This window comes from Onishia niordana, from assembly GCF_004798965.1.
Classification (GTDB): Bacteria; Pseudomonadota; Gammaproteobacteria; order Pseudomonadales; family Halomonadaceae; genus Onishia; species Onishia niordana.
Genome location: NZ_SDSD01000003.1, coordinates 244,580 through 268,110 on the forward strand (window position 1 = coordinate 244,580; position 23,531 = coordinate 268,110).

Consider the following 23,531-nt stretch of genomic DNA (forward strand, 5'->3'; position numbering starts at 1 on the left):
TTCCAGATTCAAACAACCATGACAGGCATCGTTGCCTAATATGGCGTCCATCGTCGGGCTGAGGCGCAATCCTCGTATCTCTGCGCTCTAACGGCGGCTAACAGATAATGGCAAGAGTAAGAAGGCGGCCCTGGGGGCGGCGATGCGGAAGCTGATTCATATCACCTGCATTGTACTCAAGACGCAAACCTAATACCGGCCACAAGCCGCCTAATGAGACGTTTGTGACCGGTCAGGAGCGATGGTGTCTAAGTGTTTAGTCCCATGGTGTAATGGTACCATGGACTATTACACCCTGGGACTAAACACCTAAATAATGGGAAAATAAGGGTTACTCGATATGCAAAGATTGGATAATGTGCACCTGGGTGTGATTGGCTTGGGCTATGTAGGCTTGCCGCTGGCAGTGGAGTTCGGTAAGTTGATGCCTACACTGGGCTTCGATATCAACTCCAAGCGCATCAGCGATCTGCGTGATGGTATCGACCACACTCTGGAGGTTGAGCCGGAACTGCTGACTAGTGCCTCGCAGCTAAGCTTCTCGAGTGACCTTGAGGCGCTGCGCGCGTGCAACGTTTATATCGTCACCGTACCTACCCCGATCGATGCCAGCCGTAGGCCAGACTTGACGCCCTTGATGCGCGCCAGCGAGACCCTTGGACAGGTAATAGGCCAGGGCAACGTAGTGATCTTTGAGTCCACTGTCTACCCGGGAGCTACCGAAACTGATTGCGTGCCAGTGATTGAGCGGGGCTCGGGGTTGAACTTCAATCGCGACTTTTTTGCCGGTTACAGCCCGGAGCGGGTCAATCCGGGTGACAAGGAGCATCGGGTCACCACCATCCAGAAGGTCACATCGGGCTCGACCCCGGAAGTAGCGGAGTTCGTAGATGCGCTCTACCGCCGAGTGATCACCGCCGGAACTCACAAGGCCAGCTCCATTGCCGTGGCCGAGGCGGCCAAGGTGATCGAGAACACCCAGCGCGACATCAACATCGCGCTGATCAACGAACTAGCGGTGATCTTCAATCGTTTGGGGATTGATACCGAGGAGGTGCTGGAAGCCGCCGGTACTAAGTGGAACTTCCTACCGTTCCGTCCCGGACTGGTGGGGGGCCACTGCATCGGCGTGGATCCCTATTACCTGACCCACCGCGCCGAGCAGGTAGGCTACCACCCTGAGATGATTCTGGCCGGGCGGCGCATCAACGACGGAATGGGGAGTTATGTCGCCAGCCAGTTGGTCAAGCAGATGATTAAGCAGCGTATCCATGTGGATGGCGCCCGGGTGCTGGTGATGGGCCTGACCTTCAAGGAGAACTGCCCCGACCTGCGCAACACCCGAGTAGTGGATATCCTCAGCGAGCTGGCAGACTACAATGTGGCCGTGGATGTATACGACCCGCAAGCCGACAAGAACCAGGCCGAGGAGGAGTATGGCGTTCGTCTCATGAAACGCCCCGAGGCCGGCGCCTACGATGCCGTTGTGCTGGCCGTGGCGCACCGAGAATTCCGCGAGTTGGGTGCCGAGGGCATTCGCGCTTGGGGTAAGCCCGAGCATGTGCTCTATGATTTGAAGTACCTGCTGCCCAAGGAGGCGGTGGATCTCAGACTCTGAGCAGTCAAGCGGTCAAGCGAACATTATCCAGGACAATGTAAATGAAGATTCTTGTGACCGGCAATGCCGGCTTTATCGGTTTCCATGTAGCCAAGCGCCTGCTGGTGCGGGGCGACAGTGTGGTCGGCTTTGATGTGGTCAACGATTACTATGACCCAGCCATCAAGGAAGCGCGGCTGAAGATTCTTGAAGAAACCGCGGCGCGGACCGGCAGCGAGTACGTCTTCGTGCGCGAGGATCTCGCTGACCAGCAGGCAGTGAACACTGCGTTCCTTGAGCACCGTCCCGAGCGGGTAATCCACTTGGCCGCCCAGGCGGGGGTGCGCTATTCGCTGGAAAATCCCCACGCTTATGTACAGAGCAATGTGGTGGCCTTCACCAACATCCTGGAGGCGTGTCGGCACCAACAGGTGCAGCACCTTACCTACGCCAGCACCAGCAGCGTTTACGGTGCCAACACCAAGATGCCGTTCTCCGAGCACGAGAGCGTCAACCACCCGCTGCAGCTCTACGCAGCCACCAAGAAGGCCAATGAGCTGATGGCACACAGCTACAGCCATTTGTACCGCCTGCCCACCACAGGGCTGCGTTTTTTTACCGTCTATGGTCCATGGGGGCGTCCCGACATGGCGCTATTCCTATTTACCAAAGCGACTTTGGCGGGCGAGCCGATTTCGGTGTTCAACCATGGCCACCATACCCGCGATTTCACCTACGTTGACGACATCGTTGAAGGAGTGGTGCGTACCAGTGACGATGTGGCTCAGCCCAATCCCGAGTGGAATAGCGCCGCTCCCGATCCGGCGACCAGCAATGCACCGTACCGGATTTTCAACATCGGTAACAACGACCCAGTGAAGCTCTCCGAGTACATTGTGGCCATTGAGGAAGCACTGGGTAAGAAGGCTACCAAAGACCTGCTGCCCTTGCAGCCGGGCGATGTTCCGGACACCTATGCCGACTCCACCGAGCTGGAGAAAGCCGTTGGCTACAAGCCCGCCATGCCAGTGAAGGACGGCGTGGCCAATTTTGTGGCGTGGTATCGCGACTTTTATCAGGTCTGAAGCGGAAGCGCCGCGCGATACACTGCACTGGCAGATGGCCAACCCACAGGAGGAGCGGCCTGGCTGAGCCGGCTGGGTCCTGTTGAAGTCTCGTTGCGCCCGGTCTAAAGACCTGGTGAAGTGTGAAGTGACCCCCTCCATAGCTGCACAGGCTATAGTGCAGCGATCAGGAGGATGAGATGAGCAACGAACCTACCGTCAAACGCTGGACCGCCAAGCGCAAGGCCGCCGTGGTCATGGACATCTTCAAGGGCAAGACCACGCTCGCTGAAGTGGCCCGCCAGCACGACCTCATCGTCTCTGAGGTCGAGAGCTGGGTCGATGACGCTAAGCGCAGCATGGAAAGCGGATTTAAAGCTCGGCCCAAGGACATCCGTGAGCATTACGAGCCCGAGCTCCGTGAGACTAAGGAAGCGCTGGGCGAGGCCCATCTGCAGATCTATGTACTAAAAAAATCAAGCGCCTGCTGGACGAGGACGAGAACTCGTAAATTCGCTGCAGGCGCAACTCGCTGAAGAGGGCCATGTGGTATCGCTCGTTAAGCTCTGCCAGTGGTTGGGGTTCCCACGGCGCAGCCTGTATTACCGCCCCATGTCGCGGCAGCGTGTCATCATTACCGACTTGGCGCGGCGGGTGAAACTGACCCTGGAGCGCTTCACGACCTATGGTTATCGCCGCCTAGCGTGCATCCTGGGGGAAAACCGAAAGCCAATACTGCGCATCCTGCAGCTAAAGGGCTGGCAGGTGCGAAAACGGCCACAAGGCTTCCGACCGCGTGCCAAGAACCTCCCGTTAGTCGCATCACGGCCTGATGAACGCTGGGCAACGGATCTCACGCACGTGTGGTGCGGCAAGAATTGGCGGGCCAGCCTGGCGGTGATAATCGACTGCTATACGCGCGTGATCCTCGGCTGGCGATTTATTGGACAATGGCAGCAGCAAGACCGCTGAGGCCGCGCTGGATGAAGCGTTGATCTATCGGCTTGGGAAGCTGGGTCGCGTTCAGTAACCATTAGCCCTCCGGTCAGATAACGGGCTCGTTTTCAGCAGTCGCCACTATACGGGTACGGTGAGGGCCTATGGCCTCAAGCAGGAATTCACGACGCCGTATACACCGGAGCAGAACGGGCTAATCGAGCGCTTCTTCCGTTCCTTGAAGGAGGAGTGCATCTGGCTTCATTGCCTCGAATCACTAGGTCAAGCAAGGGGCGTAATTGATAGCTGGATCCGGTACTACAACGAAGAGCGGCCACATCAGTCTTTGGGCTATGCGGCGCCCCGCACACATCTCGCATTAACTGGATGAAGTGTGCAGAAACCTGGGGCCATAACACCTATACTCACACTATCTCTTATGCACCATTTATCGATTGTTCCCGACTTCCGCCAGGCTTGGAAAGTGCATCATCAGCTGTCGGATATTCTGTTTCTAACCGTCTTTGCGGTGATCTGTGGTGACGAAGGCTGGGACGAAATCGGGGATTTTGGTCACGCAAAGCTGGATTTTCTTAGCCAGTACGGCGATTTTGGTGCCGGTGTGTCCAGTTACGACGCCATGGCTCGGATGATGGCCCTGGTGAGTGCCGAGCAATTGTAGGCAGCCTTTGCTGAGTAGATTAAGGCTTGCCATGACATCACCGATGGGCAGTGGTGGCCATTGATGGCAAGACACTGCGAGGCTCTTATTGCCGAGGAAAGGGGAAGGGTGCCATCTACATAGTCGGCGCCTTCAGTGCGGCCAATGGGGTAGTTTTGGGGCATGTAAAGACGGCCGAGAAGTCCAACGAGGTTACGGCCATTCTTGAGCTGCTCAAGCTACTGAATCTTCAGGGCTGTCTGGTAACGATTGATGCCATGAGTTGCCAGAAGAAGAATGTCACTCAAGTCCTGCAGAAGGGCTCCGATCACCTGTTATCTGTGAAAGAAAATCAGACGGCCTTGTCTGATGCCTTCGAGGTTGCATTTTTGATAGCCGAGGTGGTCAACTTCGTTGGGGATAGACCTATGTCACAAATGAGAAGAATCGGGGCAGGAAAGAGACACGGCATCACATCGTTAGTGGGATTACTGGAGACTTTCAGGAGTTTAGATACGAGTGGCCTGGATTGAAAACGGTGAGTGTCGTCATGCACTTCCGCTAGGAAGGGGACGACTTACCAGAGGCTCCGATGATCCGCTACTATATCAGCTCCGCCGGGCTCAGCGCCAAAAAGCTGGCCGAAGCGGCCCTCCAGAATTGGTTTGTTGAGAATAAGTTTTACTGGCCTCTGGACGTTGCTCTCCGTGAAGATGCTTGCAAAATTCACCGGAGACAGGCGGTGGAAAATCTTGCCAGGATCTGGCATATCGGGCTGAATTGCCTGAAAGGGGAGAAGCTTTTCAAGGGCGGAGTTGGGCGAAATTGGGCGGAAATAGAAGAAAGCAGCGCCGGATGACACCTACCTGGCAGACATTCTCGCGGTGTAGGTTTTTTCATGCGTTTTCCCTGAGTCGTGAAGCCGTAGGAGCTTGGTGAGTAGAATGGAGCTCCGGCTCTCTGCCATGATAAAAGCGATGGTGTTGGAGCTGTCTTTCACCGCCGGAGCGAGGGTTTAGCATGGCATATTGCCTGCGACATCCTGATAACAAGAGCGTTCGATACGCCACAAGTACATCTTAAGGTAATTAGGAAGAGAGATAGCGTGAAGATCACAATCTTTGGTACAGGGTACGTAGGCCTGGTTACCGGCACCTGCCTGGCCGATGTGGGCCATGACGTCATGTGCATGGACGTGGATGCCGACAAGATCGCGCGCCTCCATCAAGGTGACATTCCGATCTATGAGCCCGGTCTTGAGGCGATGGTATCCACCAACGTGGCATCGGGTCGGCTGCGCTTCACCACGGACGCGGCGACGGCTGTGACGCATGGGGAATTGCAGTTCATTGCCGTTGGCACGCCGCCGGACGAAGATGGCAGCGCCGATCTTAAGTATGTGCTGGCGGTGGCCAAGACCATCGGTGAGCACATGGACGAGTCCAAGATCATCATCGATAAGTCCACCGTGCCGGTGGGAACGGCCGACCGTGTCCGTGAGACCGTTGCCAGTACCTTGGCTGAGCGGGGCCTGGAGATTGACTTCGATGTCTGCTCGAATCCGGAGTTTCTCAAGGAAGGCGCGGCCATCGAGGACTTCAGCGGCGGCGCCCGCATCGTGGTGGGGACCGACGCCGAACACGTCAAGACGCGGATGCGTGAATGCTACGCTCCCTATAACCGCAACCATGAAAAGATGATATTCATGGATGTGCGGGCCGCCGAACTGACCAAGTACGCCGCCAACGCCATGCTGGCGACCAAGATCAGCTTCATGAACGAGATCGCCAATCTGGCCGAGCGGCTGGGCGCCGACGTCGAACAGGTACGCCAGGGCATCGGTAGCGATCCGCGCATCGGTTATCACTTCATCTATCCGGGGTGTGGTTACGGCGGCTCCTGCTTCCCCAAGGATGTCCAGGCGCTGGCGCGTACCGCCAGTGAAGTCGACTACCCCGCGGATCTCCTCAATGCCGTCGAGACCGTCAACCGTCGCCAGAAGAGCACCCTGTTTGCAAAACTCAATCAGGCCTTCGATGGTGACCTGGCCGGCAAGACCATCGCCCTGTGGGGGCTGTCGTTCAAGCCCAACACCGATGATATGCGCGATGCGCCGAGCCGCGACGTCATGGAAGCGCTGTGGGCCGCCGGTGCCAAGGTACAAGCCTACGACCCGGAGGCCATGAAGGAATGTCGGCGTATTTACGGTGATCGCGATGACCTGGTGCTGGTAGCCGACCGAATTCAGGCGGTGAAGGGCGCCGATGCGTTGGTGATTTGCACCGAGTGGAAGGAGTTCCGTGTCCTTGATTTCGATTGGTTAAAGGCGCAGCTCGCCATGCCGGTGGTGGTCGATGGTCGCAACCTGTTTTCACCGAAGGCCGTCAAGGATGCTGGCCTGATGTACTATGCAGTTGGACGCGGAGAGTCAATAAAGGCATGGAAGTGACACAATCGTACGAACGTCGCCACTCGCGGTGGTATGAGCAATTTCTGTTGGGCCTGCCTTTTCAACTGCTGGTGGGGCTGCCGCTGGTGATTGCTCTTCCAGCGCTCGAGCGTTGGGGCTGGGGGTTCTGGCATGTGATGCCTGATTATCGAGCCAATACCATTGTGGCCATTGGTTTGGCCTTTGTGGCCATCATGTTTTGCCTGCGGCGTTTTACTCGTTTTCCTGGTGTCCAGGTTGCGGCCTATATTGCTCCTACTGTTAGCCTGGCGTTTTTGGTCGTGGTGGCCATTCTCTTCTTTACGAGGGAAGGTTACACGCGCCAAGTGTTGTTTACGGGCTATTTAGCCTCGCTAATCTGGTTTTTTGCTGGCTACTTCATCGGAAGACGTTATCGGTGTTTGAAGATCGCAGTGGTACCGGTGGGGCATGCATTAAAGTTGCAGCCTTCACCTCATGTCGAGCTTCGCCAACTGCGCACACCAGAGCCAGATGGTACGCGATATGATGCCATCGTGGCCGACCTGAGAAGTGATAGCCTTGGCGCAGAATGGGAAAAGTTCCTGGCGGAATGCACGCTTTGCCGTATTCCGGTGTACCATGTTCGCCAAATGCAGGAGTCGATTAGTGGTCGCGTCCGCATTGACCATCTATCGGAAAATGAGTTTGGCTCGTTGATGCCGTCTGCCATGTATTCAGGCGTCAAGCGCTGCTTTGATATCTTCGGGGCGCTGTTGCTGCTCCCTATTCTGACACCCATCATGCTTGTGACTGCTTTGGCGATCAGGAAGGACAGCCCCGGGCCTGCGTTGTTTTTGCAGCAACGCATGGGCTATCGCGGCAATCCATTTAAGGTGTTCAAGTTTCGCAGCATGTACATAGACCAGCGTGGCAAAGGCTTCACCGATGGGGATGATGATCCTCGCATCACGCGGGTCGGCAGGGTGATCCGCAAATATCGCTTGGATGAACTGCCTCAGTTGTTCAATGTGCTGAAAGGCGAGATGAGCTTTATCGGACCGCGTCCGGAATCCATGCAGCTTTCGGAATGGTACGAACGTGATGTGCCTTTTTTCCGTTATCGCCATGTGGTGAGGCCTGGTATATCGGGTTGGGCCCAAGTCGAACAGGGTTACGCGGCTGAGGTCGATGGGATGATCACTAAGCTGCAATATGACTTCTATTATATTAAGCACTTCTCACTGTGGCTCGATATTTTGGTGCTGTTCAAGACGATAAAAACGGTGTTTACCGGTCATGGTGCAAGGTGATGTTGCTCATGTGAGATATGGATTGGTAGAAGGGGGGCTTGCTCCCTAGCTTATGCACATTAGTGTAAGGCGTGCACAGAGTGAGCCTTGAGCTCGTGCCATCATTTCAGTAGCCCGGCCTTTGCGCCGGGCTACTGCGTTTTGGGGCCTATCATCCAGTTAACCCCCCCCCCCCGGCACTGCCTTCGAAATCGTCGGCGATGCGGATATAGCGTTCGAAGGTATTTTGACTACGATGCCCGCTGACCCGCCTGATTTGAATATTGCTTTTGCCCCGTAAATGTGAAGTGATGTAATGACCCCCTCCAGGGCTGCACGACCGGGCTGCTGCTTACCGATGTGTTCACCCGCTAGCAGGTGCGTAGCACCGATGACGTGGATCTGATTATCAGCGTCATGACATGCGCGCACCTGCACCGCTTTAGGGAAGCGTTGAAGGCCATGAGATTCCCAGCGATGAAAAGCCTATTTTGCCTTATGCCCTAGAACATCAGTTTCGCCTTTCTTTGATTGCTTGGCGGCTTTCTTTTCCTTTGCGGTTAAAAGCGGTTTCTTTTTACTATCTCTTTTTTTGTCCTGCCCTTTGCTCATTATCTTTACCTACATTCGTAATTGCGTGAGCCTGAAGTTGGTTTGAGCCAACCTGAGGGTTTTTTCCTAGGCATCGACAGCTTCGCTTTCGATGCGTAGAAATGCCAGTATGATCCTGATTACGAACAACTGAAAGCGTTTATTATATTTTGTAAGCGTAGGTTTGTGTTATTTTTTATTTTTCCGTATTGCTATGATCTATATGGAGAAAGTATTTAAGTAGGCCGGCTTAGGCCCCGCTGTCAGGTTAGTTGGAAACTCAGTGGCCGTCAGATTCTGAAGTGGACCCCATTCACTGGACCATCTGACAGGCGAGCTAAGCTTTGACCGGGTTGTTATCGGGCGTCAGGCCGCTTGGATCAGTGGTTGACCGAAGTACACCTCATCGGGTGTTGCAGCGCCCAGGCCCTGATGGGGCCGTCCCTTGTTGAACCACCGATTGAGTTCGTCGACACCCGTTCCCCATAGAATTACTCATCTATGCTGTAGCCAGGCATGTGGCCTAAATCATTTTTTCGCTTCACAGCCATGGAGTTTGCATTGTGGCCGACGAGAACAGCGTGATCGCCTTCTATGACGAGCGGATGCTGGCCCATGAACCGGATATCGAGGTGCCTTTCCTGCCGGGGCGCATGGACGATCGTATCCGTTCACTGTTGGTGGGACTGGGCGTTCCCTGGAAATATCCGGAACATCCCGCCAGGCTCACGGCTATCCGGCACTTTCTGGAACTCGAGCCGGTTCCCGGCGTGACTTTCGAATCGGGCATGGCGGCGACGCAGGAGCAGTTGGGGCGCGTCCACACCAACTCTTACCTGGACAGTATTTACCAACTGCGCGGAGAAAGCGCCTGGCTGGACGACGATACCACGGCCGTCTCCCCCGGCAGCGTCGATGCCGCCGAGGTGGCCGCCGGCACGGCGATCGTCGCCGTCGAGGCGGTGGTAGAGGGGAGGGCCGAGAGCAGCTTCGCGCTGGTAAGACCCCCCGGTCACCACGCCGAACCGGTGCGCGCCCGTGGCTTCTGCCTGTTCAACAACGTGGCGGTGGCGGCCGCCCATGCCCAGGCGGCGCTGGGCTGCCAGCGAATCATGATCGTCGATTGGGATGCCCATCATGGGAACGGTACCCAGGACATCTTCTGGGCCGATCCGGATGTGCTTTTCTTCGATATCCACCGTGCCTCTCCCTTCTATCCCGGCACAGGGAGTCTCGCGGAGGTCGGGGTGGGCCTAGGGGAAGGCACCAATGTCAATGTTCCCTTGCCTGCCGATGCCGACGACGCCGCCTATCTCAAGGCCTTTCGCGAGATCCTGATACCTGCAGCCGAATAGTTCCGTCCCGACCTGATCCTGGTTTCTACAGGCTTCGATCCCCACACCCATGACCTGGCGCTGAATGTTTCCTATGACGGCTTTGCCGCCATGACCGGCATCCTGCAGAGCCTGGCACGCCAGCAATGCGGGGGAAGGCTGGTCTTCGTACTGGAAGGCGGCTACAACCTGATCTCACTGTCACGCGGTGTAAGGACGGTGCTGCAGGTGCTGGCCGGCGATGTGCCGGCGGAACCTGGCCAGCGTGGCATCGCCGAAGTCGAGGCCGCGGCGGACTTCCATCGCGGTGCCTTCGTCACCGAAGCGGATGCTTCAGTTGCTCTACCCCGCACCGGTCAGGACGGGCCATAATGCACACATGAGCTAAATAGCCTCATCGCTTGCCTTGCCACTCGAGCACGAGCCGGTCATGGACATCGCGTGCCCAGGTACCGAGCGGGCATCCCTTGCGATTCAGTATCCGACACAGCTACCCGGCCCGTGTATGTTGGGTGATCCTGTGTGAGGACGATGTGACCTTGCGGATCGGTAGCCCGTGGCTGGGTGAAATACCCAAAGGGGAGGAGCATGGGATGGGCGTAACACTGAAGAGCATCACCCGCGAGAACTTCGAGGCCGTCATTGCCCTGGAGGTAGCGACATCACAGCGTGACTATGTCGCTGACAACCTGTACTCCATTGCCGAATCGAGCTTCCATCCGACCTATCAGCCTCGCGCCATCTATTGGGGCGGCGAAGTGGTCGGCTTTCTCATGTACGAATCCTTTCACCACAACGAACGGCCGCCGGTCTACAACATCTTCCGTCTCATGGTCGATCGACGCTATCAGGGAAGAGGCATCGGGCACAGCGCCATGCAGTGTGTGCTGGACGAGATCAAGGCACAGGGCCCCTTCGAGAGAATCGCGATCTGCTATGTGTCTACCAACCAGGTCGCCCGGGACTTCTACGCCAGTCTCGGCTTCCAAGAGACAGGAATGAGCGAGGAAACCGATGAGGTCATCGCCGAGATCCGGGGTTGACGAGGGCCGCATCCTGTATGCCCGCTGCGCCCTGGGTTTCGTCACTAGCTCTAGGGTTCTTGTGCAGCATCTTGAATCAGATTCTTGCCGGAATACTCTGGTTTTACGAGAGAACACCATTCGTGATCTTGGTTCCTGGATTGTGTGATTGACAAGCCAGCTCAATTGAACGTTTCCCGAAGCCACTGACGTATAAGTGGTCTATACCTACTAATACGTCAGCCGGCATCTCGCTCGGGGAAGTGTCGGGTCAATCGAAACGGAGACGCACGATGGTCAGACTCGCAACATATCTTTGGATTACGCTTTTTCTCTCATCCCACGCAATGGCGCAAGATCGAAACTTTGTTTACACCGAAAAGTGGGAGCGAGCCAACACGCTCATGCGTATCTGTACCACAGAGCAATTTGAGCAAGATGGGAAGCTTCACTTCAGGGCGATCTCCATGGGTACCGTGAAGATGATGAGAGAAAGGGCGAAGGAGATGGGGTTTTCGAGCGGGAATTGCGGGATTCCAGCTAAACAAAGCTACGATGAGATGGGTGTCATGCTTTTCACTATGGGAATGGCAGTCCTTTATCTCACCGCCGATGAGATTGAAGAGTTTAGGAAAGTTAATGAAGAGACCGGAAGGATCGAAGACTTCGATGTTTCTGAAACCTGGCCACCGAGTGGTTGATCACTTCATAGCCACTGAAGTATGAAGATCACGTGCGGGCACATCGTTCGATAGAGGTTCCCCAACTACTCAGCTATGGCTCTGCTGACGGCCCGATCTTGGGCCTCAGAGCCCTACAGACAGCATCGCTATAGTGACCATCCCTTCCACCGAGAGCACCTAGATACGGACCTCTCTGCCGGTGAAGGGTGATGCTGGCAAGGCGGCTGATGCAGTCTGCACCGGCAATGCTACAAAGTTTGGCTCCGTCGGTAAGGGGCTCTGGCATTTGGCCTTATGAATTCCAGGCCTAGACGAAATACCCCGTCACCTGGTGGCCATTCATTTTTCTTCTAGAGATTAGCTTCTGAATGAATTTGGCTCATCTTTATGGCGGGAATTCTTCATTGGTGGTGGAGGCTAAAGTGCTGACAAAATGCAGCCAGTTGAAGACACATCCCCCCTTGGAGGCATTCATGGCACACGATCTGATTACTCAACGACTCGACCAGGGTCCCCTCATTTGTGCCGAGGGTTTTCTGTTCGAGCTCGAACGGCGCGGCTATCTCTCTGCCGGTGAGTTTGTACCCGAAGTGGCGCTGCTGCGCCCGGATGCATTGGAAGCGCTACATCGCGATTTTCAGCATGCGGGGTCAGATGTTGTTCAGGCCTTCACCTACAACGGCCACCGCGAAAAAATGAGGGTGATCGGCAAGGAAGACCTGCTGGAACCGCTGAACCGGGCTGCCCTGAAGATTGCTCGCAAGGTGGCCGATGAAAAGCCCGGTAACCTGATGGCCGGCAATATTTCCAACAGCAACGTCTGGGATCCTGAAGACCCGGCCTCCCAGGAGAGCGTCCGCGCCATGTTCGACGAGATGGTGCAATGGGCCGTCGAGGAAGGCGCGGACTTCATCATCGCAGAAACCTTCTACTATGCCGGAGAAGCCAAAGCGGCGCTGGAAGCGATCAAGGCCAAAGGATTGCCTGCCGTCGTCACCCTGGCGCCGATGGCTGAGAATCGCATGATCGATGGCCCCGGCATCGTGGAGACCTGTGTCGCGCTTGAGCAGCAGGGAGCCAGCGTGGTCGGTCTAAATTGCTTCAGAGGACCGGATACCATGTTGCCATGGATCCAGCAGGTCCGTGATGCGGTTACCTGCCATGTGGCGGCGCTGCCTGTGACCTATCGCACCACCGAGCAGGAGCCGACCTTCTTCAATCTCTCCGACGATCAGGGGTGCGGCTGCCCATCTCCACACGGACGTCCTTTCCCGACTGCCCTGGATCCGCTGTTCTGCAACCGCTATGAACTCGGTGCCTTTGCTCGTAATGCTTATGCTCAGGGAGTCAACTATCTCGGCGTCTGCTGCGGCGCATCGCCGATGCACGTGCGTGAGGTGGCCATGGCAGTGGGGCGCGAACCGGAAGCCGCCCAATTTGCAGAGCGCATGGAGAACCACTTTATGTACGGCACCCACGATCGCTTGCCGGACCATATTGCCGCTCTGGGTGAAAAAGCCTGACAAGGAGCAGATGGTCCCCGTTGATCTGAGTTACCCACCTGGCCCTCGTTCGCGAGGGCCCATGTGATTGACTTCCCGCTGGGTGAATAGAGAAGGCTTTTTGTTTTGCCATCCAGTAAAGAAATGATGGTTTTTCGGTTGGTTTTGATCTTCTCCCCAGAAACCGGTCTATCGTCAATGTGAGTTTTCCGCTACGTTTACTCTGATAGCAGCAGCACTCGCTGCCTGAATTAGGCTGGTTTTGAGCCACGATCTTGCGAATTCAATGAAAATTGAACACATCGTGTCAATACAACAGAGGAAGTGAGCACCATGCATACATCCAGAGTGAAAAATCCTGCGTTCACTACGTTATCTGCCCTTGTTCTTTTAACGGCAATGCTTGCATCAGGTTCAGCAGGTGCTGATACGACGCTTAGTGGTGAGGCTATTACCTCCGCAGTTAGTGACCACTCATATCAGGGCAGCATGAGTGCCCCTGGTTCTGGCTTCAACGAATATTATGCGCCGGATGGCACTATTCATGGTCAAGGATATAAAGGTAATTGGACCACCCAAGAAGGCGAGATGTGCTTTGATTATGGCGAAGATATTACCTGCTATCAGGTCAGCATTGACGGCCCCTCTATGGTGTTACGCCAAGACGGAACCATTAAAGGCAATGGCATGCTGATTGAAGGTAATACCGTTAAGTAGGCTAGGGGCTTAGCATGCGATGAAGTGGTCCCAGTGACTCTCTCCAGAATCCGGGGCCACTAATTGTCCTAGGCCTCTTAGTTATCTCTAGGCCTTATACTGAAGGCAGTCATGAGGTCTCATCAGAGGTTATAAGCTGCTGTGCAGTTGGTAATCTCTTACCGTGCAATATTTTTCGATATCCTCGTGAAAGTTTTTCTTCACCAGATAAAACTTTGGGTTTGGAAGTTTATGGCGAAAAGCGCACTCGATTCATAGCGGCGCCGAACCAATACGACAGCTTTTCTTGCTCGCATACATATCGAGATCGGCCTTGTTCAGGAGGGTATCCAAATCCTGTGTCTGTGAATCTCCAAAGGAGATGCCGATACTGACACCTGCTTGGACAAAATCGCCGCTTGGGAGCCGGATAGGCTCGCGGATCGCAGCCTCCAGGCGCTTCTTTAGTGCATATGCCTCAGCAGTTCCGCCAATATCCTCACAAATCACCACAAACTCATCCCCGCCAAACCGCGCACAGTGCGTGTTATGACGCACTTGATGACGTAATCGCTCGGCAACGATCTTGAGCACAAAGTCGCCAGCAGAATGTCCAAATTGATCATTGATCGGTTTGAAGTCATCCAGGTCAAGCATCAGCACTGCCAAGGGTAACCCTCTCATCCGGCTTCGCTGAAGGGCCCCGGAAGCTACTTCCGCTAGACCTGTCCGATTTAATAGCCCTGTAAGGGTGTCACGTCTTGCTATAGCCACAAGTTCTGAGGTGCGTTGTGCGACTCGCTCTTCCAGTATTGCTTCCTGCTCTTTGAGTGCGGCCACTACTTGGGCCTGGGCTTTTTCCTTCTGTCGCTTGATCGCATTGAATCGAGCTCCCAGTGCGATTGAGAGCAGAATCATTTCCAAGGCGGATCCAGCTTGTATGCCGTAAACCGTGAGGACGTTTGATGGAATTATTCCCAGGTTTCGCAGAGCGAATATCAATGCGCCTACTAGCAGAAAGGCCCAAGCCAGAACGAATAATCTGGCCCCGGGTACCCTGAGACATGAACAAGAGATGGCGCAGGCCAGCAACATCAAGCAGGTGGCTATGCCTGTCACGTCCATCAGTGGCATAGCAAGCTCTAAAGGAAGCATAGCGGCGGCTATTACGCCGACCAAGCATGCTATCAGTAACCCATTCAAGACCCGGTGCCAGCCAGGAACGTGGCGATGTGTACACAAAAACTGTTGAGCAAAGAGGGTGCCGAAAAATGCAGAGAGCGTAAAACCCAGGGTGATGATACGAGCCGTACTATCACCCAGTCCCTGCCACAAGATGAGTGGTCCTAAGCCATTGGAAGTGATTACCGCTACACAAAAGCTGGTGGCAAAAACGGCATACAGCAGGAATACACGCTCTTTCAGGCCGACATACAGCATGAGGTTGTAAAGCCCTAGTGCTAGCAGAATGCCCACGTAGGCGGACAACCAAAACATCTCAAGGTCATTAGTCCTCTGGAAACCTTCAATACTCAGCATTTCAGTGCCAAGCGAGATGCTCCCAGCACTATCTACTCGAGCCAGCAGGGTCAACGTTTCAGACGGGGGTATATGCAGCAAGAAAGCCGGTAGACGATGGGTGTAGGCTCGTTGGTCCGGCGCTACTGCGAGTCCACTTTGCCGTTCTTGATGTATCACTCCATCGCGTATTTCATAAAGCGATACACGCTCCAGTAGTGGGTATAAGAAGCGTAGGATAGCTTCTTGAGTCTCTTGGTCGGCTGATGTTATTTGAAGACGCAGCCACACCGGATGTCTAACGTAACCTATCTGAAGGTCTGATCGAGCCTTGATCTCGCGAAAATCTTCCTCTCGAATCATCAGGTCTGCAGCCTCAAGCTCTCCACTCTGATCATGAAATATAGCCACGCTGGCCAGGTGAGGAGCCGAACCGGCCGCCGTCGTCTCCTCCGAGAAAATGAGCGTGAGGGTCACCACCAAAGTGAGACTGATGAAAAGCCTCAGTAGACAACGATAAAGGTTGGGAAGTGGTGTCATTCGGAAAGATTCCAGCGAGTGGCCTCAAGCAAGCTTAGTAACGAATCTACACATTTCACAACCTTGGTCGCCATCTCGCTGCCCAGGGTGGCGATTGAATAACATCGCTAGTTGATCGGTGAGTAACTGGGGGTAGCGGTTCTGTGGTTTGCTGATCAGAGGGGGGAGGGAAAATAACCCTTTAATCTCAAGCTTGGTGTAAGCGCCGATGCAAGGTGCGTACCTTTTCGGCGAGCTCCGGTACGGGTCCTTCGACGATGGCTTTCGGTACCACCTCTTGAATGGCGAGTGGACGCACGGGGGGCGGCTCGACACCTAGTTCATTTAGCCACTCCACCAGCTGTTCAGAAGAACTCGCATAGACTATTCGGCCAAGCCCAACCCAGCCATGGGCTGCCGCGCACATCGGGCAGTGTTCACCGGAGGTGTAGACGGTAGCACGCGCTCTTTCTTCAGGCGTCATATGGTCAGCCGACCAACGGGCCAGGAAGAATTCTGGGTGCTGAGTGGCATCACCCCCTGCGACATGGTTGTGATCTTCGGCCAGTACCGTGCCATTTCCACTCACCAACACGGAGCCAAACGGCTCATCTCCGGCTTCCAAGGCTTTCTCCGCCAGCGCAATGCAGCGTTCCAGGTGACGACTGTCGGTTTCATCGATCATCGTGTTTGCCTCTCAGGTTGGTTAGCAATGACCTGTGCCTCTCCAAAGCCGACTGGAGAAGGCCTTTCATTCCTGTACATGAGGTCATTGAGTCAGCCAGTTCTTAAAAAGTCTACCAAGTTGGCGTAGGGGCCCTGAACCTCATGGGGTATGCCGCAAATGACCGCTGTTAGGCCAACCTTTTCGCTGGTGGCGATGATGGCGGGTAGCGTCCCGGTGCACTTGGGCATCATCATTAGGCTATACATTTCCATCGTGCTGACCACACTGCAGATGGCTTGAGATCGTATCGCTGTTGCCCAAGGTCTGGCACGTCTGTGCTGACCGCGTTTGGGGACGTTTAGGTTTTCATCGTATTCCCGTCGCTACCCTTGTGGTTGCCGACGGTTCCGGGATAAAGAAAGATGCCAACAACGAAAGAGCTAGCCGTGCCGATTCCTCATGCGGGGGAGCCTGACTGGGCCAAGGTGAACGGTATTCCAATCATGGAATGTGACGAGCCTTTGATTCCGCTCAGCCTGGCGCCGCTGCCTATCAAGGTATTTCCTGTCTATGCCAAGCAAGGAGTGCCCGGGGCTGTCGGTGAGTGTTATGTCAGGGAGACAACCTATCGGCACCTGCTCGAGGTGGCGCGCGCTCTGCCCTACGGCATGGGGTTGGTGGTGTTGGATGGCTGGCGTCCTTGGCGTGTGCAGCAATACCTGTTTGACACCCTATACGAGTCAATACGTTCCCATCGTAGCGACTTGAACGAGGACGAATTGACTATACAAACGCGCGAGTTCGTGTCCGTTCCCAGTCGCAGTCAGCATGCACCGAGTCCCCACCTTACCGGTGGGGCAGTCGATGTCACACTCTGTGATGCTGATGGGATCTTGCTTGATATGGGCACATCGTTCGACGAGCCGGTGGGGGAGTCACATACCGCCGCGCTGGAAGCGCTGACGGCGCCAACCGACAGGCAGCGTGCGGCCAGAGACAACCGGCGCCTGCTCTTCAATGCAATGGCCGCTCAAGGATTCACCAACCTGCCAAGCGAATGGTGGCATTACGACTGCGGTGATCAGCTCTGGGCCTATCACAGTGGGAGAGAGTCGGCGTGTTACGGGCCCACCGAGGTTGAGACCGTGGTGGATCGCTGGCGCAGGCAGCTATAGACCTGTTGCATTATCGGGGATACTGCGTAAGCCAAGGCTTGTCGGGAAATGCTAACGAGTGAACCCATTGTTCAAGCGGTACGGCGCCAGTCCCTTTGCGGTGAGCAACAAGACCCAGTTATCGATGCAATCACATGGCTGGTGTTGAGGGGCGGACGTGTTGCAGCTAAGCGTATGCATGGGCGCTCGTTAGGCTGAGTTTATGTACACATCCACGCCGTTAGGGCTGGAATAGTGTCAACGCCATTTTGGCTCGTGAAACCTACTACTTGGAGTGATCTGATGGATCAGAATGACGCAATCGCAGCGCTTTTAAAGGCTTTTACGACACTTTCGCCAGATGCCGACAGGCCTGAGCAGGCGGTGACCTTTGGGACATCGGGGCATCGCGGTAAAGCGACGGATGGCTCTTTCAATCGTGAGCACATTCTGGCGATTACCCAAGCAGTGGTAGACGTGCGGCGTGAGGAAGGCATCACAGGCCCATTGCTCCTGGGTCGCGACAGTCATGCGCTTTCGCTCCCGGCGTGGCAGTGTGCATTGCAGGTGCTGATTGCTAATGGGGTCACTGTGCATATCGAGCGTGATCATGAGTTGACCGCGACTCCGCTCATTAGCCGAGCTATTCTGGCTCATAATGCAACGCCTGGTGCGACCAAGGCCGATGGCCTGATTATAACGCCCTCACATAACCCGCCTGAAGACGGTGGGATCAAGTATAACCCGCTGCATGGTGGTCCGGCCGATGGTGGGCTTACCCGCCGCATTGAACAAGCTGCCAATGCTTACCTGCGTGCTGGATTAGATGGCGTACGTGAGATTCCCCTGAGCGAGGCGCTTGGTGCAGCGACACCAGCAGACTTCTTGGGCGCCTATGTTGCGCAACTTGGGCAAGCCGTGGATCTCAGCGCGATTGCTGACGCCGGCCTGGTGATGGCCGCTGATCCGATGGGTGGCACGGCCTTGCCGGTATGGCAGGCTATTGCGGATCAATACAGGCTCCCGATTACGGTGGTCAATACCGAATTGGATCCATCATTCGGTTTCATGCCACCTGATCATGACGGTAAAACTCGCATGGACTGCTCCAGCCCGGCGGCGATGGCCAACCTACTGGCTCAGCGTGAGGGCTACGATCTGGCCTTCGGCAATGACCCGGATGCGGATCGCCATGGCATCGTCGATGCTGATGGCTTGATGAACCCCAACCATTTCCTGGCCGTGGCGGTTGATTATCTGATTAAGCATCGGCCGAATTGGCCAGATCACTTGATGATCGGCAAGACGCTGGTGTCGTCCTCGATGATTGACCGGGTGGTGTCAGCCCAAGAGCGTAAGCTTTATGAGGTGCCGGTGGGCTTCAAGTGGTTCGTTGACGGCCTGCACGAGGGCTGGTTGGCCTTTGGAGGTGAGGAGAGCGCGGGAGCGAGCTTTTTGACACTGGATGGTCGGCCGTGGTCCACAGACAAGGATGGTATTCTGCTGTGCTTGTTGGCTGCTGAAATTTTGGCGGTTACCGGTAAATCTCCCAGTGCTTATTACCGTGACCTGGTCGAGCAATACGGTGAGCCCTTTTATCGGCGTGTCGATACACCTTGCACTTCGGCTCAGCAGTCCGCCTTCAAGGCGCTTTCCGATGCACCGCCTACCATGGATACCCTTGCGGGTGATCCTGTTACCCGGGTACTGACCCACGCGCCTGGCAATCAAGCACCCATCGGTGGGGTGAAGGTGGAAACCGCCCATGGCTGGTTTGCCGCACGACCCAGTGGCACCGAACCCCTTTACAAGGTCTATGCCGAGAGCTTTCGGGGGGCCAAGCATTTGGATGCCTTGATCCAAGATGCCCAGCAGTGGCTCGAGCGCGTGCTGGTGCCTTGATCTTGAAGCTTGCGGTACCGAAGTAAACGAAAAACGCCTGGCGCAGTGTGCCAGGCGTTTTTTTGCGTTAGCCGCTCCATGGTGTCGAGCGGACCATTAACCCAAGCGCCAGGGTGGCCGAAAAACTCAGTAGGGTGCCGAGCAGTACGTACTCGGTGAGTTTGCGGTCGTTACGTTCTCGAAGGTCGCCGAAGCGTAGTACCGACTTGGCTGTCAGCAGGAAGCCCACGGCGGTTAGCTCTCCTAGCAGTACCAGAGTGAGCACCAGGAATCGCTCGAGTATGCCAATGCGGGCTCCTGCTGCCACTAGTGTCCCTGGATCGGAAACCTCACTGCTCCAGGGACGCATGGCCAAGGCAATGGCGATGGCCATTGGACGGGTCACCAGCAGATAGGCGCCCGCTAGTGTCAGCACCGGCGGAGTGGCCATCCAGGTTGCGACCTCAATCAATGGCTGCAGGCTGCCAAGCCAGGTGAGCCAAACCCCGAGCAGCACCAGAAGGTGTAATAGTTGGTCGAGTAAGAACCAGCGAAGCCTCGACGGATCCAGGTGCGCCTTGCCAAGGTCGATCAGCGCATGGCTGATGGCGACGACCAGTACGCTGACGACCAACATGCCAGTCCCGCTGCCGGCGAGGGCAAGCACTAGTGTGGCCAGCAAGCCATGCAGCCCGGCATGCAGGTAGAGTGCCCGTGAGACATGCTTATGCCGCTGCCTAGAATCGACCCATCTCCGCGGCTGAAACAGGAAATCCCCGCATAGGTGGGCCAGCATCAAGCCAAGCAGTATCGCTACTTCAGGGTGGGTCATGAGGCTTTGTCCTCCGCGGCCAGGCGGTGTCTGAAGAAATCCAGGGTGTCGGCCAGCATGGACCAGCGCGCCGTACGCAGTCGTTTGTGCACGCTTGGCTGGCGGATGTTCAGTCGCTCGGCCATGGCCTGCTGGGACTCAGGGTGCCAGAACTTCAGGTAGGCAATTTCCGCAGAGTGGTGCGACCAGTCGTCGATCAGCTCGTCCACATAGCGCACCAGTAGTGTGATGGCGTCGTCGTCAGCGGCGTCGGGCCTGCTTAAGGCAAGGTGTTCGCCTTCTTCCGTCATGGTATCGAGGGTCTTGCCTGAGGCTACGAATACTGGCCCGTCAGCCGATGCCAGAGAGCGGTCAGGCTGCCATTCGTTGTAACCGACGGCCACGGCGATCCTGGCATCCCAGCGCTGCTCCTCGGAGTGCATGACCAACTCGGCGCGCAGTGCCACGGCGGCATCCAGGGCCGCACTGGTGTTGGGTATGGCCAGCTGGAAGCCATCTCCCCGATAGCGCTCAAAGCGGCCTCCATAATGGTCAGCAAGGCGTTCTAGAGAGGTCTCTAGTGCCTGATAGAGCGCTGTCGTATCAGTGATTCGCTGTGACGCGATGATGTCACCCGTAAGCACGGCGATAGGCTGTTTCATGATGATAATCCGAGCAATGTGCTCGGTGAATAATAGCCTATTATGGCTATTATGCAAAAAAATAGCCTTTTTGAGCTATTTTTTGCTGAGCTGGCTTCCAGCCTGTTCTAGGCATGTGGATGGGGGCAGTGCCTCTCCGCGCCCCGAAAAGTCGCAGGGTTTTTTTGGTTGAAGGGAATTAGTATCATGCTTTAGGATTAGCCGAATTTTTTGCATGCTGCTTGCTGCCTCTGTCGACCAATGTGCTGACATGCTAGAAACGTAATTTCGACCCGTATGGCCTGGGGTGTAAAAGTGAATATGTCGGTACTTGATAATGTATAACAGTATGCAGATTGCAGGTGGGCGAGGTGTAAGGTTTTTTCACACCTGTGGTTGGGTTGCATTATCAGTTTATATTTTCTCTTGGTTATTTAGCCTTGATGTGTCGCGCGCGGCCGAAGTGGTATTCGTATTGTGTTTTATTGTTTGCTGGTTTTACGAGCCTGCTAAGAAAATAAAATTTCATTGGATATTTTTAGTTTTTCTGGCATTCGTTGGCTTGCAAGCTTTTGTATACTTATTCGCTGCTGATAGGTTTCCACAATTCGCAGATGGTCAGGTTAAGGCTGCACGGCATGTCGCTAAACTTTTCTTATGCATCGCAGTGGCCTGGTGGGTTAGGGGATCAGTGCGAGCATCTGTCTATTTAGCTTCACTTTTCGTGGCCGGTTTCTTTTTTGCGTTATTAGTTGGTTTTGATGCCAGTGAGTGGCTTAGGGGGCTGCAGGGTAGCCGAGTCGACTTTGGTTTTACCAATGCTCAGCATACATCGGTATACTTCGCGATGGCGCTGGTGCTTTCAGCCTGTTGGTTCTGGCATGGTCTCCACAAAAGATACTCGCTGTTGGCATTGTTGCTGCCAGCAGCGCTTGTGATACTTTCTGTCATCGGTGTGTTTATCACACAGACTCGAGCTGTCTGGTTAGCTTGTTTCCTCACTCTGCTATCTGCTGGAATTTTGGCTGTTCTGTTGAGCCGGAGAAAGGTTTTTACTTTTGTTTTTTCTCCGAAAGGGCGAGTGGCTTCTGTTATCTTTGCAATTGTTGTGATGCTTTTTTCATGGCAGTTTCTGCCATTAATCGAAAAGCGGATGGAAGCTGAAGATGCAGTAATTGAAAGTATTGTTAGTGGAAGTCTTGAGGATGTCCCGTATAGCAGTATTGGTATACGTATCCACACTTGGCATTATGCGATTGAAAAAATTCGGGAGCGGCCATTAACAGGTTGGGGGGCCGAGAGTCGGAAGCCATTGATTGATGAAGGTCCATTTCCTGATCACGTAAGGGAGAGGTTTGGGCATTTTCACAATGGCTACATCGATATCACCTTAGCCTACGGTCTTATTGGATTCGGGCTGTTATCTATATTGACAGTGATAGCACTGAAAGGCGTTTCCCGCCTGTGGGGCGCAGGCCAGCCTATTTTGTTTTTTGGATTGCTCGCTTCTTGGGCGCTATTCTTTATCGTCAATATTTTTGAATCGTATGTAATTTTCAGAACAGGGATGTATATCTATTTAGTACTGGGAGGTATTGGCGTTTCTTTCTATCTTTTCGGAGTGAAGCGCCATGAGTGATTCCAATATCATAGATATTGTCCTAAGTGCCGACGATAGATATGCACCTTACGCGGCTGTTGTGATGGTATCCGCGCTTGAGAATGCTCACGAACCATCGCGCTTTCGATTTCACATGCTGACAACCGGGTTTGGCGAAGATGTGAAAGACGGGCTGCAAGGCGTTGTGGCTCGTTACGGCGCCGAGATTATGTTCAGCATAGTGTCTCCTTGCGAGATCGATAGTCTAGCATCCGGCCGCTTTGGGATTGCTGCGTTACTGCGACTGTATATGCAAGATTATCTGCCACCAGATTGTAAGCGCGTCATCTATCTCGACTGTGATGTGCTCGTGATGGAAGATCTGGCGATATTATGGGGTGAGGCGTTAGGAGATAATATCATTGCAGCTGGCATGGATTTATGCGGTGCATCGATTAGCCGCCGGCGTAAAAACTCTGAGTCGTACTTTAACTCGGGGGTGTTGTTGGTTGACCTTGTTGCATGGCGCGATGAGCGGGTATCTGAAAAATCCGTTGAATATTTGAAAGCGTTTAATGATTCCCAATACCCTGATCAAGATGCTTTAAACCATGTGCTTGAAGGAAGGTGGAAGCGACTCGCGGTTAAATGGAATTTCCAACCTACGGCCTATGCGGCAATGGAAAAGCGCTATTCACATCTAGATGGCTACTTTGAAGAAATGGAGGCGGCGGTTATTTCACCCGCCATCGTGCATTTCATAGGTCGTGTAAAGCCTTGGCACCCTGAGTGTGCGCACCCTCTGGCCGCAGACTTTATTCGTTACTCGCTTGACACCCCTTGGCCGATTAATGCCCATCAGTTAAGGGAAAATCTGCCATGGGAAAAGCGTATCCGATTATGGTTCAAGCGCCCAAAGCAGATAAGAAGAAGAAACCTGACCAAGGATCTTTGA

Annotated in this window: 23 protein-coding genes and 2 pseudogenes; 20 read left to right on the top strand and 5 right to left on the bottom strand. The window is 54.7% G+C overall.

The features are described 5' to 3' along the window. Positions 1 to 40 precede the first annotated feature (40 nt). From ETC27_RS17560 to ETC27_RS07785, 11 genes and pseudogenes are all read left to right on the top strand, one after another. Positions 41 to 193: pseudogene (locus tag ETC27_RS17560) on the top strand (IS110 family RNA-guided transposase); the annotation flags it as partial. 147 nt (positions 194 to 340) lie between these two features. Then, the gene (tviB, locus tag ETC27_RS07745; protein ID WP_136254430.1) at positions 341 to 1,618 is read left to right on the top strand and encodes a Vi polysaccharide biosynthesis UDP-N-acetylglucosamine C-6 dehydrogenase TviB; all 1,278 of its coding nucleotides are present in this window, start codon (positions 341 to 343) and stop codon (positions 1,616 to 1,618) included. A 41-nt stretch (positions 1,619 to 1,659) separates the two neighbouring features. Beyond that, positions 1,660 to 2,682 (top strand): NAD-dependent epimerase, encoded by a 1,023-nt coding sequence (locus tag ETC27_RS07750; RefSeq protein ID WP_136254431.1) that lies wholly within the window; start codon positions 1,660 to 1,662, stop codon positions 2,680 to 2,682. A gap of 179 nt (positions 2,683 to 2,861) precedes the next feature. Then, positions 2,862 to 3,197 carry a DUF1153 domain-containing protein gene (locus tag ETC27_RS07755; protein WP_136254432.1) on the top strand — a complete coding sequence of 112 codons (336 nt, stop codon included), beginning with the start codon at positions 2,862 to 2,864 and terminating at the stop codon, positions 3,195 to 3,197. Positions 3,198 to 3,207: 10 nt separating this feature from the next. Then, complete coding sequence (locus ETC27_RS17415; RefSeq protein ID WP_205742706.1) at positions 3,208 to 3,633, top strand: hypothetical protein; 426 nt, start codon at positions 3,208 to 3,210, stop codon at positions 3,631 to 3,633. Positions 3,634 to 3,751: 118 nt separating this feature from the next. Then, a complete protein-coding gene (locus tag ETC27_RS17765; protein ID WP_369333500.1) occupies positions 3,752 to 3,988 on the top strand; it encodes an integrase core domain-containing protein in 237 nt (78 codons plus the stop codon). Between the two features lie 48 nt (positions 3,989 to 4,036). Further along, positions 4,037 to 4,279, top strand: a complete 243-nt coding sequence (locus ETC27_RS07765; RefSeq protein WP_276605694.1) for a transposase family protein — start codon at positions 4,037 to 4,039, stop codon at positions 4,277 to 4,279. Between the two features lie 53 nt (positions 4,280 to 4,332). After that, positions 4,333 to 4,791, top strand: a complete 459-nt coding sequence (locus tag ETC27_RS07770) for an ISAs1 family transposase (RefSeq protein ID WP_168709038.1) — start codon at positions 4,333 to 4,335, stop codon at positions 4,789 to 4,791. A gap of 59 nt (positions 4,792 to 4,850) precedes the next feature. Beyond that, on the top strand, positions 4,851 to 5,117 hold the full coding sequence (locus ETC27_RS07775) for a transposase (RefSeq protein WP_136254435.1): 267 nt from the start codon (positions 4,851 to 4,853) through the stop codon (positions 5,115 to 5,117). A gap of 246 nt (positions 5,118 to 5,363) precedes the next feature. Next, positions 5,364 to 6,707 (top strand): UDP-glucose dehydrogenase family protein, encoded by a 1,344-nt coding sequence (locus tag ETC27_RS07780; protein ID WP_136254436.1) that lies wholly within the window; start codon positions 5,364 to 5,366, stop codon positions 6,705 to 6,707. Beyond that, the gene (locus tag ETC27_RS07785) at positions 6,698 to 7,978 is read left to right on the top strand and encodes a sugar transferase (protein WP_136254437.1); all 1,281 of its coding nucleotides are present in this window, start codon (positions 6,698 to 6,700) and stop codon (positions 7,976 to 7,978) included. The genes ETC27_RS07780 and ETC27_RS07785 overlap by 10 nt, the downstream gene beginning before the upstream one ends. A gap of 465 nt (positions 7,979 to 8,443) precedes the next feature. Here the strand turns inward: ETC27_RS07785 and ETC27_RS17680 are convergent, their stop codons facing one another. Continuing rightward, positions 8,444 to 8,569 (bottom strand): hypothetical protein, encoded by a 126-nt coding sequence (locus ETC27_RS17680; protein WP_276605691.1) that lies wholly within the window; start codon positions 8,567 to 8,569, stop codon positions 8,444 to 8,446. Between the two features lie 632 nt (positions 8,570 to 9,201). On the opposite strand from ETC27_RS17680, the pseudogene ETC27_RS07790 reads away from it, so the two are divergent. The 5 genes and pseudogenes from ETC27_RS07790 (at position 9,202) to ETC27_RS07810 (ending at position 13,806) form a co-directional block, all read left to right on the top strand. Then, a pseudogene (locus ETC27_RS07790) lies at positions 9,202 to 10,254 on the top strand (histone deacetylase family protein). Between the two features lie 221 nt (positions 10,255 to 10,475). Further along, complete coding sequence (locus ETC27_RS07795; protein WP_136254438.1) at positions 10,476 to 10,925, top strand: GNAT family N-acetyltransferase; 450 nt, start codon at positions 10,476 to 10,478, stop codon at positions 10,923 to 10,925. A gap of 272 nt (positions 10,926 to 11,197) precedes the next feature. Continuing rightward, the gene (locus tag ETC27_RS07800) at positions 11,198 to 11,605 is read left to right on the top strand and encodes a hypothetical protein (protein WP_136254439.1); all 408 of its coding nucleotides are present in this window, start codon (positions 11,198 to 11,200) and stop codon (positions 11,603 to 11,605) included. A gap of 455 nt (positions 11,606 to 12,060) precedes the next feature. After that, positions 12,061 to 13,110, top strand: coding sequence for a homocysteine S-methyltransferase family protein (locus ETC27_RS07805; protein ID WP_136254440.1), 1,050 nt, complete (start codon positions 12,061 to 12,063; stop codon positions 13,108 to 13,110). Positions 13,111 to 13,422: 312 nt separating this feature from the next. Then, entirely contained in the window at positions 13,423 to 13,806 is a 384-nt protein-coding gene (locus ETC27_RS07810) for a hypothetical protein (protein WP_136254441.1), read from the top strand. A gap of 252 nt (positions 13,807 to 14,058) precedes the next feature. Here the strand turns inward: ETC27_RS07810 and ETC27_RS07815 are convergent, their stop codons facing one another. Both ETC27_RS07815 and ETC27_RS07820 read right to left on the bottom strand, forming a co-directional pair. Next, positions 14,059 to 15,843 carry a diguanylate cyclase gene (locus ETC27_RS07815; RefSeq protein WP_136254442.1) on the bottom strand — a complete coding sequence of 595 codons (1,785 nt, stop codon included), beginning with the start codon at positions 15,841 to 15,843 and terminating at the stop codon, positions 14,059 to 14,061. A 187-nt stretch (positions 15,844 to 16,030) separates the two neighbouring features. Then, a complete protein-coding gene (locus tag ETC27_RS07820; RefSeq protein WP_136254443.1) occupies positions 16,031 to 16,507 on the bottom strand; it encodes a nucleoside deaminase in 477 nt (158 codons plus the stop codon). Between the two features lie 404 nt (positions 16,508 to 16,911). On the opposite strand from ETC27_RS07820, the gene ETC27_RS07825 reads away from it, so the two are divergent. Both ETC27_RS07825 and ETC27_RS07830 read left to right on the top strand, forming a co-directional pair. Then, positions 16,912 to 17,664, top strand: coding sequence for a M15 family metallopeptidase (locus ETC27_RS07825; protein WP_205742707.1), 753 nt, complete (start codon positions 16,912 to 16,914; stop codon positions 17,662 to 17,664). 282 nt (positions 17,665 to 17,946) lie between these two features. After that, complete coding sequence (locus ETC27_RS07830; protein WP_136254444.1) at positions 17,947 to 19,545, top strand: phosphohexomutase domain-containing protein; 1,599 nt, start codon at positions 17,947 to 17,949, stop codon at positions 19,543 to 19,545. A 67-nt stretch (positions 19,546 to 19,612) separates the two neighbouring features. Here ETC27_RS07830 and ETC27_RS07835 read toward each other — a convergent pair whose 3' ends face one another. Together ETC27_RS07835 and ETC27_RS07840 are read right to left on the bottom strand one after the other, a co-directional pair. After that, a complete protein-coding gene (locus ETC27_RS07835) occupies positions 19,613 to 20,356 on the bottom strand; it encodes a DUF3307 domain-containing protein (RefSeq protein ID WP_136254445.1) in 744 nt (247 codons plus the stop codon). After that, positions 20,353 to 20,997, bottom strand: coding sequence for a hypothetical protein (locus ETC27_RS07840; RefSeq protein WP_136254446.1), 645 nt, complete (start codon positions 20,995 to 20,997; stop codon positions 20,353 to 20,355). Before ETC27_RS07840 ends, ETC27_RS07835 begins: the two co-directional genes overlap by 4 nt. Before the next feature lie 328 nt (positions 20,998 to 21,325). Here ETC27_RS07840 and ETC27_RS07845 point away from each other — a divergent pair, with 328 nt between their 5' ends. Both ETC27_RS07845 and ETC27_RS07850 read left to right on the top strand, forming a co-directional pair. Further along, positions 21,326 to 22,615, top strand: coding sequence for an O-antigen ligase family protein (locus tag ETC27_RS07845; RefSeq protein ID WP_168709039.1), 1,290 nt, complete (start codon positions 21,326 to 21,328; stop codon positions 22,613 to 22,615). Beyond that, positions 22,608 to 23,531 carry a glycosyltransferase family 8 protein gene (locus ETC27_RS07850; protein ID WP_136254448.1) on the top strand — a complete coding sequence of 308 codons (924 nt, stop codon included), beginning with the start codon at positions 22,608 to 22,610 and terminating at the stop codon, positions 23,529 to 23,531. The genes ETC27_RS07845 and ETC27_RS07850 overlap by 8 nt, the downstream gene beginning before the upstream one ends.